Consider the following 21,455-nt stretch of genomic DNA (forward strand, 5'->3'; position numbering starts at 1 on the left):
TAGTATATGATAACTAAGAATTGTTTAAAAATAAATCATCTGCTCGCAGCCTTTCTATTCGTAGTTTTGTGGCTATCGACGGGCAGTTGTAAAGATAATAAAGCCGACTATATCAACCTTTCGGCCAACTCATTCACCTTTAATGCCGATGGCAAGGAAGAATTGAAAATCAACGTAGAAGCCAGCCAGGATTGGAGTGTGGAATATGTAGGCAAATGGGTGATCGAAAAAGGTAAAGATGCCAACTCAATCATGCTGGGAGCCACTCAGACACAGAACGGGTCGGTACGTTCGGCTCAAGTTATCTTCAGAGCCGGAGAGGCAGTGGAAACAGTCAACCTTACTCAGCTAGGCACCACTATAACCTTCAGTTTGCTTGAACCGACATCAGTTTATACGATTATGTCGCCGGGTGGTAAATATATTGGTGGGGTTACTTCCGCTATGGAAGGTAGCAAATACAAGTACACTCCTTTCACCATCCATATAGCTACAGGCAGGAAAGAAGAAAAGCCGGCCATCATGGACGTCTCTCATGTGGCTTCAAGTATCTCAGATGAAGGTTTCTTCGTGATCTATGAAGAGGCGAAAGGTATCGCCAAATATTATGATGAGAATAATAACTTGACGACCATGAATATCCCTGCAAGCTTCGAATCACCACAAGTCTCCGCAACATCAGCAGACGGAAATATACTGGTGGGTTATGCCAAGAATACGACCGACAAGCGGTATTATCCAATCAAGTGGACCGGAGGAACGCCGAAAATACTGGATATTCCGGAAGAATCGTTATTTGGTGAGTTAATTGATGTAGGGGTTTATGCCAGAGGATGCTCGGCAGACGGTTCTGTTGTTTACGGAGCTATCGCCGACGATCAGAGCGCCCTTATCTGGAAAGGAGACAATAAAGTGAAGTTTGTCGGAGAAAACCTGATTAAAAAGCACATCATAACAGTGAATACTGGCGCCGGCGATTTCTCATATTTGGAAGTGGACCGTCCGATTTACTATGCCGACTGTACCAGCATAAGTATGAATGGTAAATATCTGGCTACAACTTTTCTAGAAATAACAGCACCGAATAAAGCAGTGAAAGTACTCTCCTATCCTGCTTATTATGATGTAGAAAATGAGACACTGACATATGTCAAGAATTTGCCCGACGGCTTCGAAGATGCTTCCGGAATCACAATCAGTAATGACGGTATTCTGTCGTTTGTATGTCCTGCCACGGCTTTCACGGATGGTTATGTATATGATATTCATTCCAGGACAACGATGAAAGCTACTACTTTTCTTCGCGATGAGTATGGCGTGATCTTTACAGGCAATACTTCGGCAATCTATCAGTTCGCCCCGGATCGGAAAGCAGTATTCGGTATGAATATGCTTCTTCAGGGATCGGCTTATCAGTATTGGTATATCCATGCGGAGGAGTAAGTAAATCTTATATTAATTACTTGTTAATGAAAGAATAACATGAGAAAATTTATAAACATTGCGATAGTGGCACTGGCAGTCGGCTTCTTCTCTTGCAGCGATGACGACTCTACCGATACGACAGGATATGTATCTAAAAACGTTACAATCAACGGAGCGGGCGCAGAAGATAACCCGGCCGGATGGGGAAATGAAGTGGTGGTCACGGGAGAGGGTTTCTCGAACAAGACTCTACTGTATATCAGACCTGCACAATCAAACATAGATCCCGACAGAGGAACTGCGATTGATCTATTAGAGCAATCTGCCACATCTCTTAAGTTCAATGCGCCGCTTACCGACGGTGGAGGTCAGTTTGAGCTCTTGCAGGTGGAAAACGATGCTATATATTCCTTAGGAATGATTTATTTGAAAGAAGAGAAGTATCCGCTACAGCTCGTAGGAAATGTGAACAGTAGCGAGTGGGGCACGAATGTATCTTTTTACGAATTTGAATATGACAAAGGGAAGATAACGAAGATTAGCAGATGTAGTAGCTCCGATCAGTTTGGAAAGACTATAGAAGATTGGTGGACTTTTCAATATGACAGCCAGCAACGACTTGTGAAATCAGCACGTGAAGGTACTTGGGGGGTAATGAAAGAGTGTACTTTTGAATACAAGACAGCCACTAATATTGTGTTCATAGAAGACGAGGGCTACGGATATCCCAAGACATCGACCCTGACATTAAATGCTGCCGGACAAATGACGAACCGGAGCATGACATGGGAAGAAGCGGTAGATATATATGAAGAGGAGTTTCCGTGGGATTATATAGAAACTGTTATTCATAAGTACGAAACGACTTTTACTTATGAGTATGACGCAAATGGCAACCTATTGGAATATAATTCGGTGACTTCTAAAAATAACGTACAGACAGAAACTTCTTTTATGAAACTCCGTTATGATTCGCAGAAGGCTTTTTTCCCGCATATATTACCAGCATGGTATTGGAATATTACGACTACGGAACATTTCAACTTAATGTTGGGTTATGCTAATAATATAGCCAGTTACACTGTTCCCGGCGGTGGAGGACCATTCGGAGGAAGCGGAGACGTAGTGATAAATTACGAAATTGAATATGCGAAGAATGCGTTTCCTCTCTATATCTATAATCTGAATGAAATGTTCGATGGCAGTATTCAGCGTTTCAAGGCATTCGATATTGTTTATAATTAGTATAAGGATATTCGGCTAATGCCGACTTTTGATATTGAAAGAGGAGTAAATTTACTTTTAAGTAATATTTACTCCTCTTTCAATATTCATTTTGTTCTTATCAACCAAAAACTTAAAGTTCCGGGTGTATGTAGCCGGTTTAGAACATATAGCCCAATGATAACATCAGGTTTCTGTTTTTCATTCCTAAATCTTTCGCCACTTCTACCAAACCGAAGTCATAGCTTATGGCAACTTGATACTTCTTACTGAACTCAACACCTGCTTTCAATCCAAGACCGAAATCAAATCGCTTTAATCCATCATCGCCAAATATATCTTCGGACATAGAGTTGCCACCAAACTCCTCTAAATCGACAAGATCACCATCAACCTTTGCTTTAAACTTCCCAAACAAACCGACAGCAATATAAGGGCCTGCACTACCAAACAATGCAAAATCATCATTCACAGCATATTTATAACCGATATGTACCGGTACTTCCAAATAATACGGATTCATCTTGAAACTTGCAAGTGAGCCTGCATCAATCTTCGCACCTTTTAGTGTCAACAACGCGGCAAAGTCCATATATGCGCCACTCGCTTCTTGCGATAACCCCAATTCAGCTTTGACACCTGCATGAAAACCTATCCTGCTGTCAAATCCGGTAATAGTGTATTTGCTGACATTCATACCTGCCATCACACCCCATTTCAGGTTATCCTGCGCGTTGATACTTACCACGCTTATCGCTACTAAAGCGAAAAACAACAAAACCTTTTTCATAAGAATAAATAATTTAATTATTGTTTAGAAATCATATGTGGCAAATATATAAAAACAAGCTCAATATATTCAGAAAAATAAAATAAATTTTCATCAGCTTATACTCTTCACATTTCAAACCTTCACTGTTCGCAAAGCATAAAATTCCTCACACAATTCATCATAACAGTAAATATATTAATTATTAACAGCTATATTTTGATTTAATAGTTAATATATTTACCTTTGTGGCATGGCAACGAATCACATTACCCAGGCAATGGCCAATCCGGAAATCATCACGGAATTAGGCAGAAGATTTAAGGAGTATAGGTTAACCTACAAGCTCACCCAAAAAGAGGCTGCCGATAAAGCCGGCGTAAGCCTTATCACTTTGCGACAGTTCGAGAACGGGAAAGCCTATAACATCAATATGGGCAACTTCCTTGCGCTGCTGCGAGTAGTGGACTGTCTGGAACAAATTGACAACTTGCTTCCGGAAATACCTGTTTCAGCCTATACAATGGAACAAATAATGAGCAAAAAGCCGAAAAGGATAAGACATGGAAAATAATATTATAAGTGTTATGCTATGGGGAGAAGAAGTTGGAAAACTTTATTGGGACGAAAGAAGTAAAAAAGCTGTTTTCAACTATCACCCGGATTTCATCAAGAAAGGATTGGAAATCGCCCCACTGACCGCTTCTGTCAAAGGAGCGGCTGCAAAGGGTATGCCCATACTCGGAAACAAAGAGAAGATTTATCAAGGACTCCCGCCGTTTCTGGCAGATTCTTTGCCTGACCGGTGGGGAAACATGGTCTTTGATCAATGGACAGCCCTGAACCATATCCCCAAACGCGGGCTTACGCCGGTAGATAAACTCTCTTTCATTGGGAAACGAGGAATGGGGGCCTTTGAGTTCATTCCAGCCACCCCCGGATTGGAATCTTCTTCCACCCTCCAAATAGACAGCTTATACCAACTGGCCCGCCGTATCTTTGAGGAACGAGAGGAAATATCAGTACAGGAAGATGAAACACTGCATCTGCAAAGCGTCTATGAAGTAGGAACATCAGCCGGAGGACAGCACCCGAAAGCCATCATCGCTATCAATGAAACGACACATGACATACATTCCGGTCAAGTTCCATTGCCGGAAGGTTATACCTACTACATTCTGAAATTTGCTGAAGGAGACGACTTTCCTTTTACGCAAATAGAAATGATATATTATGAGATGGCAAAAGAAGCCGGAATTACGATGATGCCTTCCCAACTTATTCTAATTGATGGAAAACATCACTTTCTGACGGAACGTTATGACAGGATAAATGGAGAGAAGATACATACACAGACACTCGCCGCCATGAACCCGGACGCAACAAGCTATGAGGATTTATTTGAAGTTTGCCGAAAGCTGAACATTCCAGCCAATGAACAGTCTGAACTCTACCGCCGGACGGTCTTTAATATCATGGGTGGTAATGTAGATGACCATGTCAAGAACTTCTCCTTCTTGATGGAGAAAAACGGCACATGGCACATCACCCCTGCTTACGACATGACATTCACCACCAATTTAGACGGTGCAGCCTACGAAAATGCACATTCTATGAGCATTTCCGGAAAGGATGGCGGAATCACAGAAGATAATCTGCTGCAATTTGCTAAATTGAATGGTATCAAAAATGCAAAAAAGATAATCGAAGAAGTCAGCCTTGCCATCAGCCATTTCTATAATTATGCCACCAATTATCAGATAGACGATTATTGGAAAGACCGTATCGAGCAACATCTTTCCGATCTTGTACCTCCAAGCATAGGAGAAAACATGAAACACTATCTGCCCACCATTGTCGAACCATACGAAACGGAAGATGGCTTTCTGGTAACAGAAATCAACATTGCCGAAAATACCCGGCATGACTTTCGAATCGAAGCTGTCATCAACGGGAAACGACAGAAATATATTGTCGGGCGTAAAAGTAATTTAGCTGCTGAAATTATCACCAAAGGGAGGAATAAAATGACTGTTGAAAGCAAAAAAGAGCTTGTGCAACGATTATTACTACCTTTAGCTAGGAGAGAACTCACAGCATAAACAAACTCACTAAAGTAACCAGCAGAGAGAGGTGTTCTAAAACACCTCTCAGAATATTAGTAACCACACTGTTTATTCCAGTATGGTTGCAATAGCTTCTTAAACGTTATCAGAAGTCCTATTCAAAAGAATTAAGAGGGAAAAACACATAAGTAATTAGTTGATTTCCTTAGCAATAGGGATTTTCCATATTTAACTTTGTGGGTAGAGTATTATCTCATTATTATTGAACTACCATAAACTAATTACACCATGATTAAAATCGACCTTTACACCAAATTTGTGCTGACAATTATAGCATTCTCGCTATCTGTCATAGCTTATCGTAACATTGATTTTATTCCTTCTGCCAACGCGAATCCCGTCAAGTTTGCACCTCAGGCTTCCCCTATTGATGTGAACATAGTTTCTATTCCTTATAATGGACTGGATGTTAATGTGAAAAATACGGTGAAAACCAAGTTTGATGTTCCTTACGAGGGGATAGATGTAAATGTAAAGAATAGGATAGAAGTTAAATCTTCATCCTATAAAGGGTTGGACGTAAATGTTACTAATTACAAGGATTTCAAATAAAAAATAATTGCCACTGAAAAAACTGAGGATTGACAAGAGCATGATTCAATTTATTATTATCTTTGCATAGTCGTAGCGCGACTGCATTTTTATATTTTAAGAAAAAAAGCGTTTAGCTGATTTCTGTGCAAACGAAAAGTCCAAATAAAATCAACGCACACGAAATAGATAGATGCTCCCCGTAAATATGGCGGGGGGTATTTCCTATTTGTGCGTTAAGGGCTTGGACTCCCTCGTTTGGCGGATAGGTAAATACCCTTCCGCTTTTTTTATGTCTATAAAATTGCAAGTCAAAAACGCAGTATTCATAGGTTGCTACTTACCTTTGCCTAAATATTATTAAGAATTGGCTAAGACCCGGAGGGGAACGAACGGATTTATCCGTTCGTTCCCCTTATTTTTTTGGAGGAAGTAAAAGTTACAAAAATTGCAAAGTCAAGTTTATATCATTAAATTATATCGTGGTAAACCTTACGGCTGTATTATTTCGTAATCCCCCTGACTTCTATATCAAAAGAATGAATATCACCAATAAATGCCAAATCCCCTACAATAAAGTTTGAAAAACACAAAAACATCTGCCATCTGCAACAAAAGCGCTTTATATTACTGAATATAAACTACTTACATCGTTGCAGATACCGGTTGCAGATGGTTGCAGATAAGGTTATCTGCAACACACTATTTAAGCACTGGATTTGCGTAGTTTGCCTACACCTCGTGCTGTGTACAAGCTAGGAAAACAAAGTATTCAAGCTGCTGAAACAAAGTGTTCAAACTGTTGAAACAAAGTGTTCGCCACGTTGAAACAGAGTGTTTACTTACTTGAAACAAAGTGTTTCAAAGTACTAAACAAAGTGTTTCAAGCTATTGGAACACGTTGAAACAAATAACAAAAGAAAAACACAACCGAAGCAACAGAAAAAAGAGTATAAAGAAATAAACAAAACACACGTGTTTACTTGTGGGATTGAAAGGGTATAGCTACCTTAGTAGGATATTTTCAAACAAAAACAAATTTATGAAAATTACTCAATTAAGAGACAAAGACAAGACTACCGCCCTGACCACGATGGACATAGAAACATGGATAAACAAGACACGAACTGAAACAAAGGCACAACCGGTTACCGCTTTCAGAGAAATGCTCAAGTATTCCCTGCCCGATGCACGTAGTTACGAAGCGGACAAGTTACCAAAGATTTTGCCTGCTGCCGAATTCCGCAGAACGGAAGGTGGCAAACAGATGAAAAGTTACAACGGTGTAGTGGAAATAACCATCGGCCCGCTATCCGGAAAATCGGAAATAGCATTCGTGAAACAAAAAGCCTGGGAACAGCCGCAAACGTACTGTGTCTTTACAGGCTCCAGCGGACAAACCGTGAAAATATGGAGCAAATTCACCCGACCGGACAAATCGCTTCCACAGAACAGAGAAGAAGCTGAAATATTCCATGCACATGCCTATCGACTGGCCGTAAAATGTTATCAACCTCAAATTCCATTCGATATCCGTCCTAAAGTGCCCTCTTTGGAACAATATTCCCGATTATCTCATGACCCGGAACTCATGTACAGGCCGGATTCCGTACCGTTCTTTCTGTCGCAACCTGCCGGAATGCCTGAAGAATTATCTTATCGGGAAGCGGTACGTTCGGAAAAATCACCGTTGACACGCGCCGTTCCGGGATATGATACCGAAAGGGCTGCCTTCATGCTCTTCGAAGCTGCCTTGAGAAAAACGCGTGAGGAAATTTACGAAGCGGAAGATGAGGGCGCATATCCGATAGAGGGAGATTTTCAGGCATTGGTGACACGATTGGCCGCAAACTGCTTTCATTCGGGAATTCCCGAAGAGGAAACGGTGAAACGCAGCATCTTTCATTATTATCTGAATCGGCAGGAAACACTTATCCGGCAGATAATCAGAACAGTATATGATGAATGTGATGGTTTCGGCAAGAAGAGTAGTTTAGGAAAAGAACAGTTGCTGGCTTTGCAGACAGAGGATTTTATGAAGCGGCGTTATGAGTTTCGTTACAATACACAAGTAGGAGAAGTGGAATACCGCGAACGAAATTCGTTCCGCTTTTACTTCAATCCGATCGACAAGCGGGTATTGAACAGCATCGCGCTGGATGCACAAGCCGAAGGTATCCCATTGTGGGACAGAGATATCAGCCGATATATCTATTCCAACCGCGTACCGGTATTCAATCCGTTAGAGGATTTTCTTTATCACCTTCCTGTTTGGGACGGCCGGGATCGTATCCGGGCATTGGCGCAGACCGTTCCTTGCGGAAACGCACATTGGGTAGAGTTATTCCATCGTTGGTTTCTGAATATGGTGGTTCATTGGAGAGGTACGGATAAAAAGTATGCGAATAATGTATCTCCGTTGTTGGTAGGTGCACAAGGTACCCGTAAATCTACTTTTTGCCGGAGTATCATACCACCTGCCATCCGTGCCTATTATACTGACAGTATAGATTTCTCACAAAAGAAAGAGGCCGAACTTTATCTGAACCGGTTTGCATTAATCAATATCGATGAATTCGATCAGATTAGTGCCACGCAACAGGGATTTCTGAAACATATCCTTCAGAAACCTATCGTAAATATGCGTAAGCGTTACGGCAATGCCGTGCTGGAGATGCGTCGTTATGCTTCTTTCATCGCCACGAGTAATCAGAAAGATTTATTGACCGATCCTACGGGTAGTCGCCGTTTCATCTGCATTGAGGTACAGGGAACGATTGATACCAATCGGGCAATAGATTACGAACAGTTATATGCACAAGCCATGTATGAGCTGGATCATGGCGAACGCTACTGGTTTGACCGGAAAGAAGAGCAGTTAATGACGGAAAGTAACCGCGAATTTGAACAGGTATCACTCGAAGAACAGTTGTTTTACCGTTATTTCCGTCCGGCAAAAGAGGAGGAAGACGGAGAATGGCTTTCACCGGCAGAGATATTGGAAGAGATAGGAAGAAGTAGCGCTATCCCGTTGTCTAACAAGCGGGTAAGTGTATTCGGACGGGTACTGCGCAAACACGAAATTCCTTCAAAACGAGTTCGGAGCGGTACTGTTTACCATGTTGTCAGACTCTCATGAACTAAAAACAGATGTGTTGCAGATACTTTATCTGCAACACATCTGCAACAGGTATCTGCAACGCTATAAACTATTATATTTCAATCGAATACAACGATTTTGTTGCAGATGGCAGATAATTACCATTTATATTCTTCTGTGTAGGAATCAAACACAGGTTCTTCAGTTATACCTTTTTGGCGAAAAATTCTACGGATATATTCCTGCTGTTCAGGAGACAGATATTTCTCTTTGCGATAAAAGCGGTAATACATCGCGCGTCCGAAATAACCAAGCATCTGGCTTTTAAGTGCTTCCGCATCCTTATGGGGCACGTTATCCAACAAATGCCTTACTCCCCACGCTACCCGTATCTTCTTTATCGACTTATAAAAAGAACAAGCGTTTGCATCTTCCGGGATGCAATTGGGATTTACCACAGACAAAGTGGGATACTGATCGGTACTATGCATTGCTACCAAGCGATGCAAGCATTTTTCTCCTTTCGGACATTGGTTATTGAAGCAATGGGTAAAACCATAGGGCACTGCCTGATAGTCAAAATTTTCTTCCATTATCGTATTTTATTTTGCTTTCTTATTTGACGAAACAAAGTTACAGCAAATTAATTAGTAAGACAATTTATATCGCATTTTTATTTTTCTGACCCGTTCCACTATATATATTCGAAATTACCTCAACAACCATTTCCAAACAGGAACAACTTCAATATCCATTCCATACTCAGAAATTATATTCTCCTCATCACGAGTAATGATAAAAGCTTTTTTGAGAGAATAAACTTCCACAATTTTACGCAAAGCTCTCACCTCCCGTTCTCGGGTAAGAGGTTCGTCAATACTGTATGAGACTTGTATTGCCATTTCTTCGTTTGGAAGATAAAAGTCCACTTCGACGCCTTTGTTATAGAAAAACACTCTATCATCCTCACCTTTTCTATAACGCTCGATAAGGTCGATAGCCACTATATTTTCCAATAGTTTGGCCTCCCCACCGACCAAAAAATTATTGAGCAATCCATTATCATAATAATACCGCTTGCAAGTAGAGGTACGTTCAACCAATGAATCTATGAAGTTGGGAATATTAAAAGTCAGATAAACATCATTCATATAAACCAGATAGTCGGCCAAAGTATTACGACTTATATTACTGCCGGAGGATTTGATAATATGCAGCAACCGGATTTGAGTAATCGGTTGCATCACGCTTTCAGCCAGTTTTCTGGCAAGCAAACGAATTGCGTTACCATTACGAATTTCATTGCGAGCTATAATATCTCCCAATAATATCTTTTGGTACAACGAATTAATCCATTCTCTCTTATCAATTAACGAAAACATTTCCGCGAATCCCCCAAAATGAAAATAGATTTCAAACAATTTAATAACCTGCAAGCGCAAAGTTGGATTATATTCCCAATTTTTTTTCAATTCAACTTGATGATAGGTAAGAAACTCTGCAAATGAAAAAGGAAATATTTCCCGTATGATATATCTTCCCCCCAAAGTCGTAGCAATATCACTACTCAGCATCTTTGCATTACTTCCGGTAATAAAAACTCTGTATTTAGAGTCGGCTAATCGACGGGCAAATTTTTCCCAGCCTTCAATATTCTGAATCTCATCAAGATAAATCAACGGTTTAGGATTATCATACATCTCAGCATAGCATTCCAATAAAAGTCCCAGTTCCGAAGCTTCAATAGAAGCAATGCGCTCATCTTCAAAATTTATATAAAGAAAGTCCTCAATAACCGCTTTACCCGATTTTATCCTATTCTGTATATCCTGATACATCTGATAAGATTTTCCGGCACGCCGAATACCTACCAATACATAATTGGCTTGTTCTTCAAAAAATATCGGTCTCTCGACCAATTGTATCTCATTGATTTCTTGCTGACGCTCAGCAATAATCGCCTTTATAATCCTTTTCTCCATATCCATTGCTTAATATATTGAACAAATATAATGAAAATATGCTCAATATACTAAGCAATATCCATTTTTCCCTAGTCATAACAATCATTTTCTACAGTTCTGATAATGGAGAAAATATCAATAATTATCCACCCGCATAAAACGTGCTATGAAATCCATATTTTCCTGAACCAGTTGTTTCCCTCTTTCCAACCCTTTGGTGGAATTAATACAAGCATCGGGAAGCATATCATGTACTATCAGGTAATGCAACAGTTCCTTCGAAGTCGTTGCATCAGAAACAATAAAGTTGATGCCCTGCTCTTCCGCTTTTTCCTTATTATAATAAGGATTGCGTTCATCCTTTACCACCAGAGCGCCATCAGGAAGCACAGCCATATCCCGCACCTTATCTACATAGACAGCAAAGAAATGTTGCTTTTTCATTTGCTCAGGCAATGTAAAGCTTTCATCCAACCCGATATGACTGTCGAACCACTTCAACATCTCTTCATAATCCTTAAAATACAGCATAGGATGATTCTCATTGATTTTCAAAATTTTATCATATAAGATAGGATCACCCCCTATCGCAGCCATATTTTCCTTATAGGCATCAAAAAGCTTCGTTCCTAAGCTCCATGAACTTATACCATTCACCAGCCATTCACCATCAAATTTCACTAATGAACCGATGAAACTTTTATTATCCAACAAGGTAGTATCCGGTAATTTGTTAAAAGAATCGCGGGGAATAATGTACTCTTCCCCTTTGATATCCTCCAGGCAAATTGTTTGTGAATCATATCTCTTCAACAAATAAACGGCATACTTTAAAGATTTGATCGCTGCAACACGTTCGCTCTCTTCTTTCATCCCCCAATGGGCCAATATAGCTGCCAGCCAATCATGAGCATAAAGAGCCAAAGGTCCGGTCTTTTCACAGCACGATATTATCGAGTCTACAGCATAAGCAAGCGATGAATCATCCAAGCTATTTCCTAGCAACGCATTCACTTCATCTTCCACTTTAGTTATCCGCTCATCTATGAAAGGCTCGAACAAGTAAACTTCACTTATCAAACGAGTCAGCATAAGCTTCACTGAATAGAAATCTCTATAATAAGATGGATTCTTCAAATGTTCCAACATCTCTGTATTCATAGGGGCCTCCTCAAACTCAGCATCCAATACCTCATAAATCATTGAAGCCATTTTTACCAAGTATGGATTCTCCGGATTCAAAAAAGTCCCATCCTTTTCTTTCTGAAGAATCATCCACACAAGGAAGCATACATCTTCTAAATTTACTTCGTCCTGATAATATTCTTCTTCATCCAAATCATAAAAAGGAAGATATTTACCATACAACTCTTTATGCTTGGAAGTAAAAGTTTGCCATATACCGATGCCGGACACGACATCTTCAAAATAATAAGCCGCAGCCATAGCAAAGCGTTCGCACATAAATTCTCCTTCATCCCTTCCGATTTCTGAGAAGCGAATTATACCATACAGTTTACGCGCCAACTTTACATAATAAAAATCAGAAGCATTAGTTTGGATATCGAGATGTCCTGAATTCCATGAATTTATATTTATCAAGCTTTTCATTATGCCATTCTTGTGTTGTTTTCTTCCCTGTCATTCCTGATAAATTCCAGCAATCTTTCCACTGCTTCTTCTTCAGGGATATTCTTTTCGACACAAACTTTGCCTTTATAAAGACTAATCTTGCCACGTCCGGCACCTACATAACCATAGTCAGCATCCGCCATTTCACCGGGGCCATTCACAATGCATCCCATGATACCAATCTTCAATCCTGTCAGGTGTGAAGTAGCTGCCTTGATGCGGGCAATTGTCTTTTCCAAGTCGTAGAGCGTACGTCCACAACCGGGACAAGAGATATATTCTGTCTTGGAAGTGCGGGTACGTCCGGCTTGCAGGATTCCGAAAGCAGTTGCGTCTACTACTGCATGGCTCAGGTTACCTTGATTGAACAGGAAGATTCCATCGCAAAGTCCGTCAAAAATCAATGCGCCCATATCGGCGGCAGATTTTATCTGCAAATCCTCCGCATTATCTTCTGCGTAATGCTGGAAGAAGACAACCGGATTTTGCAAACCTTCCGTTGTCAGTTGATGTACCAATGCACGGTGCTCGCCCAAACGGTTCGGGTGATTGCTTTGGGAAACGATGACTACTTCGGGATGTTGCTTCAGGCAGGCAATCACTTCATCAGTCTGTGCCATATAGGGCATAAACAAGAATTTGAGTTCTGCATTGCAGCCGCCCATCAGTGGCAGTTGCGCATGGTTAAAAGCAGGCCAGGTGCCGGGTTCCCCCTTCCATACGTCGGCATCGAGGATATATTCTACACCGTCTTCCCGTTGTTCGGGCAAAGCGCGTCCGGCATAGATATAATCCGGGGTGAATTGGGGATTCACCTCCGTCTTTCCATCCATACGGTCGGCAATCACCACAGGTACGTGTTCGCCACCGATATTGCGGACAGCTTTCGTCTTCCGTCGTTCGGGAGACAGATAATTGAAGTCCGGTGCTTCCAGTCCCGGGATATATGGATGGTTCTGCCTCAGCAGGATGTAATCTACCAGTTTGCGGGCTACGGGAATTTCTGCTTCGGGCGCTTCGCTCAAAGACACACGGATGGTATCACCCAGTCCGTCGTTCAACAGCGCTCCGATGCCGAGAGCAGACTTGATACGTCCGTCCTCACCGTCTCCGGCTTCCGTCACTCCGAGGTGCAACGGGAAGGCCATGCCCTCTTTTTCCATTACGTCTGCCAACAGGCGGACGGTTTTCACCATGACGACTGTATTGGACGCTTTGATAGAAATCACTACGTCGGTGAAGTTCTCTTCGACACAGATACGAAGAAATTCCATGCAGGATTCTACCATTCCGGCGGGTGTGTCACCATAACGTGACATGATGCGGTCGGACAAAGAGCCATGGTTTACTCCGATGCGGATAGCCGTGTGGTTCTCTTTGCAGATATTCAGGAAAGGAACAAACCGGTCATGAATCTTTTGTATTTCCTGCGCGTACTCTTCGTCTGTATATTCGAGTTTCTTAAAAGTACGGGCAGCATCTACATAATTTCCCGGATTGATACGCACCTTTTCCGCATATTGAGCGGCTACATCGGCCACTTTCGGGTTGAAGTGTACATCGGCAACCAACGGAACCATATATCCCTGGCTGCGCAAACCGATGTTGATATTCATCAGGTTTTCCGCTTCCTTGATGCCCTGCGTTGTCAGGCGAACATATTCGCCACCTGCGTCAACAATTCGCTTTGCCTGTTCCACACAAGCCTCGGTATCCTGCGTAGATGTGTTGGTCATCGACTGGACACGAATAGAATTGGGGCCGCCCAACGGTACAGCCCCAATATTCACTTCTGTGGTTTCTCTTCGAAAATAATTGAATAGATCCATTAGTTCGTTTTATATTCAAACTTCACTTCTTTCAGTTCTTCGTTTGCTTTTACGATTTTCTTTTTCAGTCCTTCTTTGTAAGCAGCAAAAGCTTCCGCCAAATTCTCGTCACTCAATGCAAGCATCTGAATAGCTAGGATAGCCGCATTCATCGCGCCATTAATAGCAACGGTGGCTACGGGAATACCCGGAGGCATCTGAATGATAGAGTAAAGGGCGTCTACACCATCGAGAACGGAACCTTTTACGGGTACTCCGATAACGGGAAGCGTAGTGTTAGCCGCAATTACACCAGGAAGGGCGGCAGCCATTCCGGCAGCAGCAATAATCACTTTGATGCCACGGTTGCAGGCATTCTTGGCAAACTCTTCCACAGCCTCGGGCGTGCGGTGAGCAGAAAGTGCGTTCATTTCGAACGGTACATGCATATCATTCAGCAGTTGCGCAGCCTTCTCCATTACGGGGAGGTCGGACGTGCTGCCCATGATAATACTTACAATTGGAGTCATTTTGATTTACTATTTTACGATTTTCTATTTACTATTTAAAGTGGGGTAAGAGTTATCCGTTTACCACAGCTTTATAGCCTTCGGCACCCAGCAAGTCTTCTACGTCTTTCAGGTTTGCCGGTTTCATTTTAATCAGCCAGCCTTCACCATAAGGGTCCTTGTTCACCAGCTCCGGATTTTCTTCCAGCGCTTCGTTTTGTTCCATCACTTCACCCGCTACCGGCAGGAAAAGGTCGGAAATAGTCTTTACTACCTCGATGGTTCCGAAAACTTCATCAGCTTCCAACGATTCACCAACAGTAGGTATATCTACGAACACAATATCACCCAATTGTTCTTGAGCATAGTCTGTGATACCAACATAAGCAATGTCTCCTTCAACGCGAATCCATTCGTGTTCGTTCGTGTACTTCAAATTCTGTGGAAAGTCCATAATAATTAGTTTTTAGGATTTATACTGTTTTAAAATAAAAATATTCGAAATAAGGAATTGCTCATCGGATGAAGCACCAAAAGGGCACATACCAGACCGACCGCAAAGCCGGAAAGTACCTCACCCAATGTATGATGTCCCAGGATGATACGGGCTGAACCGAGTATCCCGGCTATCAGGATAAACAGGCATAACCAACCTACCGGATTATAGCCGAACAGGGCACTGAAAGAAACCAGTCCGCCTATCACTCCACCCATTCCGGCCATATGTTCGCTCAATTTCCATTTCAGGTTGACTGCAATGCAAATGACAGATACCACCAGGGAGGCCAGAATAATGCCTGTCATATACCAGGGTATATTCAGTTTGCGCATCATCAACAGGCAGAATACATAGGAGATGATAGTCAGCAGGATAGGTATATAGCGTTTCTTACGTTCACTCAATTCCTGACGGTCAAAACCATTAATCTTGCGAAACAGGAAAATGGTGATGGTAGGTGTCAGTATGGTGAAGCAGTAAACGATTCCCAATACAATCAACTTATACACCATCGGCATGATGCGTAGATAAGAAAACAGGAATAACACCAGAAACGACAAAAACGGAATGGAAAATGGGGTAAACAATATCGAAGTGACTCTCGCCACCTGCAACATTGACTTATCCGCTATGATATGCTCTCTTTCTCTGTCCACTTCTTTTTTAATTACTGATTATTAATTGCAAATTACAACTCTCGTTCCTATAATATCAATTGTCCATTCTTATTTCCGAAGCCGCTATTTCCTAAGCCGCGCCACCGGTATATTCAGTTGCTGGCGGTATTTGGCTACGGTCCGGCGGGCAATGGGGTATCCTTTTTCTTTCAGGATTTCTGCCAGTTCATCATCGGTCAGTGGCTTTTTCTTGTCCTCTCCGTCGATACATTCTTTCAGAATCTTACGGATTTCGCGGACGGACATTTCCTCTCCGTCTTCCGTGGTATATCCGTCGCTGAAGAAGAATTTAAGCGGATAGATGCCGTAATTCGTCTGCACATATTTACTGTTGCTGACACGGGAGATAGTCGATATATCCAGTCCTGTACGTTCGGCTACGTCTTTCAGAATCATCGGCTTCAACAGGGATTCGTCTCCGTCGATGAAAAACGGTCGTTGCAGGTCGATGATTGCCTGCATGGTGGTCATCAGTGTATTCTGACGTTGTTTGACAGCGTCGATGAATCCTTGTGCCGCGTCCATCTTCTGCTTTAGGAACATCATTGCTTCTTTGGATTCTTTGGACTGGTTGGCTCTATTTTTAGTATGTTCTTCCACCATTTCCGTAAAGTCACGGCTCATGCGGAGTTCGGGGACATTACGGTTATTGAGACTTATATTGATCGTTCCGTCATCATACGTTTCCACGATAAAGTCGGGAATTATCTGCTGAAGATTTCTGCCGATGGTTTCGCCCAAAGAAGCGCCGGGTCGGGGATTCAGTTTGGTGATTTCGCAGATGGCGTCATTGAATGTTTCTTCATCAATATCCAGCTTCTTTATGATTTTCTCCCAATGCTTGCGGGTGAACTCTTCGTAGCAGTCACGGATGATGCGTTCTTCGAGGTCGAGTATGGGATTGGGAGTTCTTTCTGTCTCTTTCTTCCGGTCAATCTGTATCAACAGACATTCCTGAAGGCTACGGGCACCAATACCTGCCGGATCAAAGTCCTGCAAGATGCACAATGCTTCTTCGAGTTCTTCTTCTGTGGATTCTATGCCGGCATAAATAGCCAGTTCGTCACAGATGCTTTCCAAAGATTTACGGAGCAGTCCGTCGTCATCCAATGAGCCGATCAGGTATTCTACCAGGTCGCATTGATGTTCTGTCAAATTCCGTTCACGGAGTTGCTCTTTCAGTATTTCATAAAAAGAAGTGGTGTCGGAGAAGGGGATATCTTCCGCCTGCTCGTCTTTCGAGCGGTTATTCTCTTGCAGTTTATAGTCGGGAATATCATCTTCGGTGAGGTAGTCACCTAAAGAGTCATAGTCATTGGCATCACTCTCCATGCCATCTTCCGCACCGTCGGCATCGGAAAATTCATCGGCGGCATTATCTTCTTTGCCTTCTTCAAGTGCCGGATTTTCAAGCAGTTCGGCATGGATACGGTCTTCCAGCTCTACTGCGGGAAGTTCCAACAATTTCACGACCAGAATCTGCTGTGGCGAGAGCGTCTGTACTTGCTGTTGCGCCTGAGATTGTATTTGACGGGAACCTTGTGCCATATTCGTTTTTGCTTTCTACTATTTCTCGCTACAAAAGTAACTTTTTAACGAGAGATTACACAGATTAAGGGGATTATTTTTAATCCTATAACACAAAATTCGTTATCTTTGTTGCACGAACTTAAAATTTAGGACCATATGTTTGCCAAAGAAACGTATATGCAGCGGAGAGCCCTGCTGAAAAAGAATATAGGCTCTGGAGTATTGTTATTTCTTGGAAATGACGAGTGCGGACTGAATTACGAGGATAACACGTTCCGTTATCGGCAGGATTCTACTTTCCTCTATTATTTCGGGCTTTCTTGCGCCGGACTTTCGGCAATCATAGATATTGACGAAGATAAGGAAATTATTTTTGGCGACGAACTGTCTATTGACGCAATTGTGTGGATGGGATCCCAACCAACGTTGCGCGATAAGTGCGAACGTGTAGGTGTATCTAATTTAATGCCATCCGCTGATATTGTAAGTTATCTTCACAAGTGTGTGCAGAAAGGGAAAGCAGTTCATTATCTGCCGCCTTACCGTCCCGAACATAAATTGAAGTTGATGGATTGGCTGGGTATCCCGCCTGCACGTCAGGAGGGGTCTGTTCCTTTCATTCGCGCTGTCATCACTCAACGTAATTATAAATCAGCTGAAGAAATCGTAGAGATAGAAAAGGCTTGCGACGTGACTGCCGATATGCATATCACTGCCATGAAGGTGCTTCGCCCGGGGATGTATGAATATGAAGTAGTAGCGGAAATGAACCGGGTGGCAGAAGCTAACAACTGCCAGCTCTCTTTTGCCACAATTGCTACTATCAACGGACAGACATTACACAACCATTATCATGGAAATAAAGTGAAACCGGGTGATTTGTTCCTGATTGATGCCGGTGCGGAAGTAGAATCGGGTTATGCAGGCGATATGTCGTCTACGGTTCCTGCCGATAAGAAATTTACTACCCGTCAGCGTGAAGTTTATGAAATTCAGAATGCGATGCATCTGGAATCTGTGAAAGCTCTCCGCCCGAGAATTCCTTATATGGAGGTATATGAATTGTCTGCACGTGTGATGGTAGAAGGTATGAAGGCGCTTGGGTTGATGAAAGGAGATGCGGAAAGTGCAGTTCGTGAAGGTGCTCATGCGTTGTTCTATCCACACGGATTAGGTCATATGATGGGACTGGATGTACATGATATGGAGAACCTGGGAGAGATATGGGTAGGCTATAACGGTCAGCCGAAGAGTACACAGTTCGGTCGTAAGTCACAACGTCTTGCCATTCCATTGGAACCGGGATTTGTGCATACGGTAGAACCGGGTATTTACTTTATTCCCGAACTGATTGATATGTGGAAGGCAGAAAAGAAGTTTACTGATTTCATCAATTACGATGTGGTAGAGACTTACAAGGATTTCGGTGGTATCCGTAACGAAGAAGATTATCTGATTACTGAAACCGGTGCTCGTAGACTGGGCAAGAAAATACCTTTGACACCGGAAGAAGTGGAAGCTTTGCGGTAAAAGCAAATTGTCGGAATAAGACGAGATTATCTATTATACAATGGCGGAAGTTTTTCATTTATATGAGAAACTTCCGCTATTTTCATCAAAGTACCAAATAATCCATTTCTTTGCACATTTTTTCTACACACTTTTTGCCAAATCTTCCGTAATATTGCATCAGAATTTAATTACTTACTTTTATGCTTATATAAAATGATGAATAACACCATGAAGAAACTACTTTTATTCGTATGCCTGTTGTCAGTTAGTTTGCTATTTGCCGTAGCCGAAAATTATCCTTATAAAAGCGATGTGCTTTGGGTTACTGTTCCCAATCATGCCGACTGGCTTTATAAGACAGGAGAAAAAGCGACGGTGGAAGTACAATTTTATAAATATGGTATTCCGGGAGATAACGTAGTTGTCAGCTATGAAATAGGCGGAGATATGATGCCTGCCGATACGAAAGGAAGCGTGACACTGAAAAATGGCAAGGCTGTAGTGCCTGTCGGCACAATGAAAGAACCCGGATTTCGTGATTGCCGCCTGAAGGCAACAGTGGACGGAAAAACGTATTCGCATCATGTGAAAGTCGGTTTCTCACCGGAAAAGTTAAAACCTTATACTACTATGCCTTCCGATTTCAATGAATTTTGGGAAAAAGCTAAAGCAGAGCAAAAGGACTTTCCGCTGACTTATACAAAAGAGCATGTTGAAAAGTATTCTACGGATAAAATAGATTGTTATTTGGTGAAACTTCAATTGAATAGACGTGGCCAATGCGTCTATGGTTATTTATTCTATCCGAAGAAAGAAGGTAAATTTCCCGTTGTATTGTGCCCGCCGGGAGCAGGAATTAAAACGATAAAAGATCCTTTGCGTCATAAATATTATGCGGAACAAGGCTGCATCCGTTTTGAAATAGAGATACACGGTCTTAATCCTGAAATGAGCGAAGAAGACTTTAAGGAAATCAGCAATGCATTCAATGGCAGAGAGAACGGATATTTAACCAATGGACTGGATAGCCGTGATAATTATTATATGAAACGGGTATATCTTGCTTGTGTTCGCAGCATTGACTTCCTGACTTCTTTGCCGGAGTGGGATGGTAAGAATGTGATTGCCCAGGGTGGTAGTCAGGGCGGTGCATTGGCATTAATCACTGCCGGACTAGACCAGCGCGTGACAGCTTGTGTTGCCAATCATCCTGCTTTAAGCGATATGGCCGGATATAAGGCGGGCCGCGCCGGTGGTTATCCCCATTTCTTCAGAAATTCCGTAGACATGGATACGCCTGAAAAGATGAAGACGATGGCTTATTACGATGTAGTAAACTTCGCAAAGCTAATCAAGGTAGATACTTATATAACATGGGGATTCAACGACGATGTATGTCCGCCGACCACCAGTTACATTGTATATAATGTATTAAACTGTCCTAAAGAAGCATTGATTACTCCGATTAACGAGCATTGGACATCAAATGATACTGAATACGGGCATTTGCTTTGGATAAAGAAACATCTGAAATAGAGTAGACGATTAGAAATAAAATCTACCATCTATAACAATATTATTCAGGCACGGATTACACGGATTTCACGGTTCTAATTAAATAAAAACCGTGTTTATCTACGTAATCCGTGCCTAAATAAAAATCATAAGGGAGATTTGATAACCTCTATTCTTTAATCATTTTACTTGTTTTTAATCGTCCCAATCGGACAAAGGCAAGGTTTTCTTTCCGTACCATTTCATCCATGCATACGATTTTCTTTTTCTGATATAAAGTGTATCGCCGCAATTCTCGATGGCCTCCCAATCGAAAACAGAGTGAGGACGGAATGACTTTTCCAGCCAGTAAAATATGTGATAGGTCATGAAGGGGAGAATCATCCACCACCATGAATACACTAATGACAAGATCAAGGCAGGCAACAGTGTCAAAAGGAAACATTCCCAAAATTGCCTTGCATGAATCCGTAGTTCCATATCTTCCCAAACTTCCAAATACTTATATCGGGTAAAGATAAAACCACCAAACATAAAATAATGACTCTTATTCTTCCCTTTTCCTAAGAACCATTTTGCTAAAAGATTATTGTAAAATATCATATTCTCATTTTTTTTGTTGTATGTAGATTCA

At 41.9% G+C, this 21,455-nt stretch carries 18 protein-coding genes; 8 read left to right on the plus strand and 10 right to left on the minus strand.

Annotation, left to right across the window (positions count from 1 at the left end; genetic code table 11):
• Positions 1 to 6: 6 nt before the first annotated feature.
• Positions 7 to 1,443 (plus strand): BACON domain-containing protein, encoded by a 1,437-nt coding sequence (locus HC965_RS22390; RefSeq protein WP_191033556.1) that lies wholly within the window; start codon positions 7 to 9, stop codon positions 1,441 to 1,443.
• Between the two features lie 39 nt (positions 1,444 to 1,482).
• Positions 1,483 to 2,670 carry a hypothetical protein gene (locus tag HC965_RS22395; protein ID WP_191033557.1) on the plus strand — a complete coding sequence of 396 codons (1,188 nt, stop codon included), beginning with the start codon at positions 1,483 to 1,485 and terminating at the stop codon, positions 2,668 to 2,670.
• A gap of 139 nt (positions 2,671 to 2,809) precedes the next feature.
• Here the strand turns inward: HC965_RS22395 and HC965_RS22400 are convergent, their stop codons facing one another.
• Complete coding sequence (locus HC965_RS22400) at positions 2,810 to 3,439, minus strand: porin family protein (protein ID WP_191033558.1); 630 nt, start codon at positions 3,437 to 3,439, stop codon at positions 2,810 to 2,812.
• 232 nt (positions 3,440 to 3,671) lie between these two features.
• Here HC965_RS22400 and HC965_RS22405 point away from each other — a divergent pair, with 232 nt between their 5' ends.
• The 4 genes from HC965_RS22405 to HC965_RS22420 all read left to right on the plus strand — a co-directional run bounded on the left by HC965_RS22405 (position 3,672) and on the right by HC965_RS22420 (position 9,214).
• Positions 3,672 to 3,992, plus strand: a complete 321-nt coding sequence (locus HC965_RS22405; RefSeq protein ID WP_191033559.1) for a helix-turn-helix transcriptional regulator — start codon at positions 3,672 to 3,674, stop codon at positions 3,990 to 3,992.
• The gene (locus tag HC965_RS22410) at positions 3,982 to 5,520 is read left to right on the plus strand and encodes a type II toxin-antitoxin system HipA family toxin (RefSeq protein WP_191033560.1); all 1,539 of its coding nucleotides are present in this window, start codon (positions 3,982 to 3,984) and stop codon (positions 5,518 to 5,520) included. The genes HC965_RS22405 and HC965_RS22410 overlap by 11 nt, the downstream gene beginning before the upstream one ends.
• A gap of 252 nt (positions 5,521 to 5,772) precedes the next feature.
• Positions 5,773 to 6,096 carry a hypothetical protein gene (locus HC965_RS22415; protein WP_191033561.1) on the plus strand — a complete coding sequence of 108 codons (324 nt, stop codon included), beginning with the start codon at positions 5,773 to 5,775 and terminating at the stop codon, positions 6,094 to 6,096.
• A gap of 1,021 nt (positions 6,097 to 7,117) precedes the next feature.
• Positions 7,118 to 9,214 (plus strand): BT4734/BF3469 family protein, encoded by a 2,097-nt coding sequence (locus HC965_RS22420; protein ID WP_191033562.1) that lies wholly within the window; start codon positions 7,118 to 7,120, stop codon positions 9,212 to 9,214.
• Positions 9,215 to 9,333: 119 nt separating this feature from the next.
• Here the strand turns inward: HC965_RS22420 and HC965_RS22425 are convergent, their stop codons facing one another.
• The 8 genes from HC965_RS22425 to rpoN form a co-directional block, all read right to left on the minus strand.
• Positions 9,334 to 9,768: a DUF6078 family protein gene (locus HC965_RS22425; protein ID WP_191033563.1), complete on the minus strand. Its 435-nt coding sequence runs from the start codon at positions 9,766 to 9,768 to the stop codon at positions 9,334 to 9,336.
• Positions 9,769 to 9,885: 117 nt separating this feature from the next.
• Entirely contained in the window at positions 9,886 to 11,157 is a 1,272-nt protein-coding gene (locus HC965_RS22430; protein WP_191033564.1) for an ATP-binding protein, read from the minus strand.
• A 117-nt stretch (positions 11,158 to 11,274) separates the two neighbouring features.
• A complete protein-coding gene (locus tag HC965_RS22435; RefSeq protein WP_191033565.1) occupies positions 11,275 to 12,750 on the minus strand; it encodes a DUF3843 family protein in 1,476 nt (491 codons plus the stop codon).
• The gene (locus tag HC965_RS22440) at positions 12,750 to 14,600 is read right to left on the minus strand and encodes a 4-hydroxy-3-methylbut-2-en-1-yl diphosphate synthase (protein ID WP_191033566.1); all 1,851 of its coding nucleotides are present in this window, start codon (positions 14,598 to 14,600) and stop codon (positions 12,750 to 12,752) included. Before HC965_RS22440 ends, HC965_RS22435 begins: the two co-directional genes overlap by 1 nt.
• On the minus strand, positions 14,600 to 15,109 hold the full coding sequence (purE, locus tag HC965_RS22445) for a 5-(carboxyamino)imidazole ribonucleotide mutase (RefSeq protein ID WP_191033567.1): 510 nt from the start codon (positions 15,107 to 15,109) through the stop codon (positions 14,600 to 14,602). Before purE ends, HC965_RS22440 begins: the two co-directional genes overlap by 1 nt.
• Before the next feature lie 52 nt (positions 15,110 to 15,161).
• On the minus strand, positions 15,162 to 15,542 hold the full coding sequence (gene gcvH, locus HC965_RS22450) for a glycine cleavage system protein GcvH (protein ID WP_191033568.1): 381 nt from the start codon (positions 15,540 to 15,542) through the stop codon (positions 15,162 to 15,164).
• Positions 15,543 to 15,571: 29 nt separating this feature from the next.
• Positions 15,572 to 16,243, minus strand: a complete 672-nt coding sequence (locus tag HC965_RS22455) for a phosphatase PAP2 family protein (RefSeq protein ID WP_191033569.1) — start codon at positions 16,241 to 16,243, stop codon at positions 15,572 to 15,574.
• Between the two features lie 84 nt (positions 16,244 to 16,327).
• Entirely contained in the window at positions 16,328 to 17,812 is a 1,485-nt protein-coding gene (gene rpoN / locus HC965_RS22460; RefSeq protein ID WP_191033570.1) for an RNA polymerase factor sigma-54, read from the minus strand.
• A 138-nt stretch (positions 17,813 to 17,950) separates the two neighbouring features.
• Between rpoN and HC965_RS22465 the strand changes: the two genes are divergently transcribed.
• Together HC965_RS22465 and HC965_RS22470 are read left to right on the plus strand one after the other, a co-directional pair.
• Positions 17,951 to 19,324: an aminopeptidase P family protein gene (locus tag HC965_RS22465; protein ID WP_191033571.1), complete on the plus strand. Its 1,374-nt coding sequence runs from the start codon at positions 17,951 to 17,953 to the stop codon at positions 19,322 to 19,324.
• 210 nt (positions 19,325 to 19,534) lie between these two features.
• A complete protein-coding gene (locus HC965_RS22470; RefSeq protein ID WP_191033572.1) occupies positions 19,535 to 20,842 on the plus strand; it encodes an acetylxylan esterase in 1,308 nt (435 codons plus the stop codon).
• 174 nt (positions 20,843 to 21,016) lie between these two features.
• On the opposite strand, the gene HC965_RS22475 is transcribed toward HC965_RS22470, so the two are convergent.
• Positions 21,017 to 21,424 (minus strand): hypothetical protein, encoded by a 408-nt coding sequence (locus tag HC965_RS22475; protein ID WP_191033573.1) that lies wholly within the window; start codon positions 21,422 to 21,424, stop codon positions 21,017 to 21,019.
• Positions 21,425 to 21,455: the final 31 nt, after the last annotated feature.

The organism is Bacteroides sp. GM023 (assembly GCF_014750685.1).
Lineage (GTDB): Bacteria > Bacteroidota > Bacteroidia > Bacteroidales > Bacteroidaceae > Bacteroides.

What these genes read in the sequence shown, in the direction of transcription:
- HC965_RS22405 (WP_191033559.1), top strand. Translation starts at nt 3,672, where the DNA reads ATGGCAACGAATCACATTACCCAGGCAATGGCCAATCCGGAAATCATC.
- rpoN (WP_191033570.1), bottom strand. Translation starts at nt 17,812, where the DNA reads ATGGCACAAGGTTCCCGTCAAATACAATCTCAGGCGCAACAGCAAGTA.
- HC965_RS22415 (WP_191033561.1), top strand. Translation starts at nt 5,773, where the DNA reads ATGATTAAAATCGACCTTTACACCAAATTTGTGCTGACAATTATAGCA.
- HC965_RS22395 (WP_191033557.1), top strand. Translation starts at nt 1,483, where the DNA reads ATGAGAAAATTTATAAACATTGCGATAGTGGCACTGGCAGTCGGCTTC.
- HC965_RS22435 (WP_191033565.1), bottom strand. Translation starts at nt 12,750, where the DNA reads ATGAAAAGCTTGATAAATATAAATTCATGGAATTCAGGACATCTCGAT.
- HC965_RS22430 (WP_191033564.1), bottom strand. Translation starts at nt 11,157, where the DNA reads ATGGAGAAAAGGATTATAAAGGCGATTATTGCTGAGCGTCAGCAAGAA.
- HC965_RS22475 (WP_191033573.1), bottom strand. Translation starts at nt 21,424, where the DNA reads ATGATATTTTACAATAATCTTTTAGCAAAATGGTTCTTAGGAAAAGGG.
- HC965_RS22390 (WP_191033556.1), top strand. Translation starts at nt 7, where the DNA reads ATGATAACTAAGAATTGTTTAAAAATAAATCATCTGCTCGCAGCCTTT.
- HC965_RS22440 (WP_191033566.1), bottom strand. Translation starts at nt 14,600, where the DNA reads ATGGATCTATTCAATTATTTTCGAAGAGAAACCACAGAAGTGAATATT.
- HC965_RS22425 (WP_191033563.1), bottom strand. Translation starts at nt 9,768, where the DNA reads ATGGAAGAAAATTTTGACTATCAGGCAGTGCCCTATGGTTTTACCCAT.
- purE (WP_191033567.1), bottom strand. Translation starts at nt 15,109, where the DNA reads ATGACTCCAATTGTAAGTATTATCATGGGCAGCACGTCCGACCTCCCC.
- HC965_RS22465 (WP_191033571.1), top strand. Translation starts at nt 17,951, where the DNA reads ATGTTTGCCAAAGAAACGTATATGCAGCGGAGAGCCCTGCTGAAAAAG.
- HC965_RS22470 (WP_191033572.1), top strand. Translation starts at nt 19,535, where the DNA reads ATGAAGAAACTACTTTTATTCGTATGCCTGTTGTCAGTTAGTTTGCTA.
- HC965_RS22420 (WP_191033562.1), top strand. Translation starts at nt 7,118, where the DNA reads ATGAAAATTACTCAATTAAGAGACAAAGACAAGACTACCGCCCTGACC.
- HC965_RS22410 (WP_191033560.1), top strand. Translation starts at nt 3,982, where the DNA reads ATGGAAAATAATATTATAAGTGTTATGCTATGGGGAGAAGAAGTTGGA.
- gcvH (WP_191033568.1), bottom strand. Translation starts at nt 15,542, where the DNA reads ATGGACTTTCCACAGAATTTGAAGTACACGAACGAACACGAATGGATT.
- HC965_RS22400 (WP_191033558.1), bottom strand. Translation starts at nt 3,439, where the DNA reads ATGAAAAAGGTTTTGTTGTTTTTCGCTTTAGTAGCGATAAGCGTGGTA.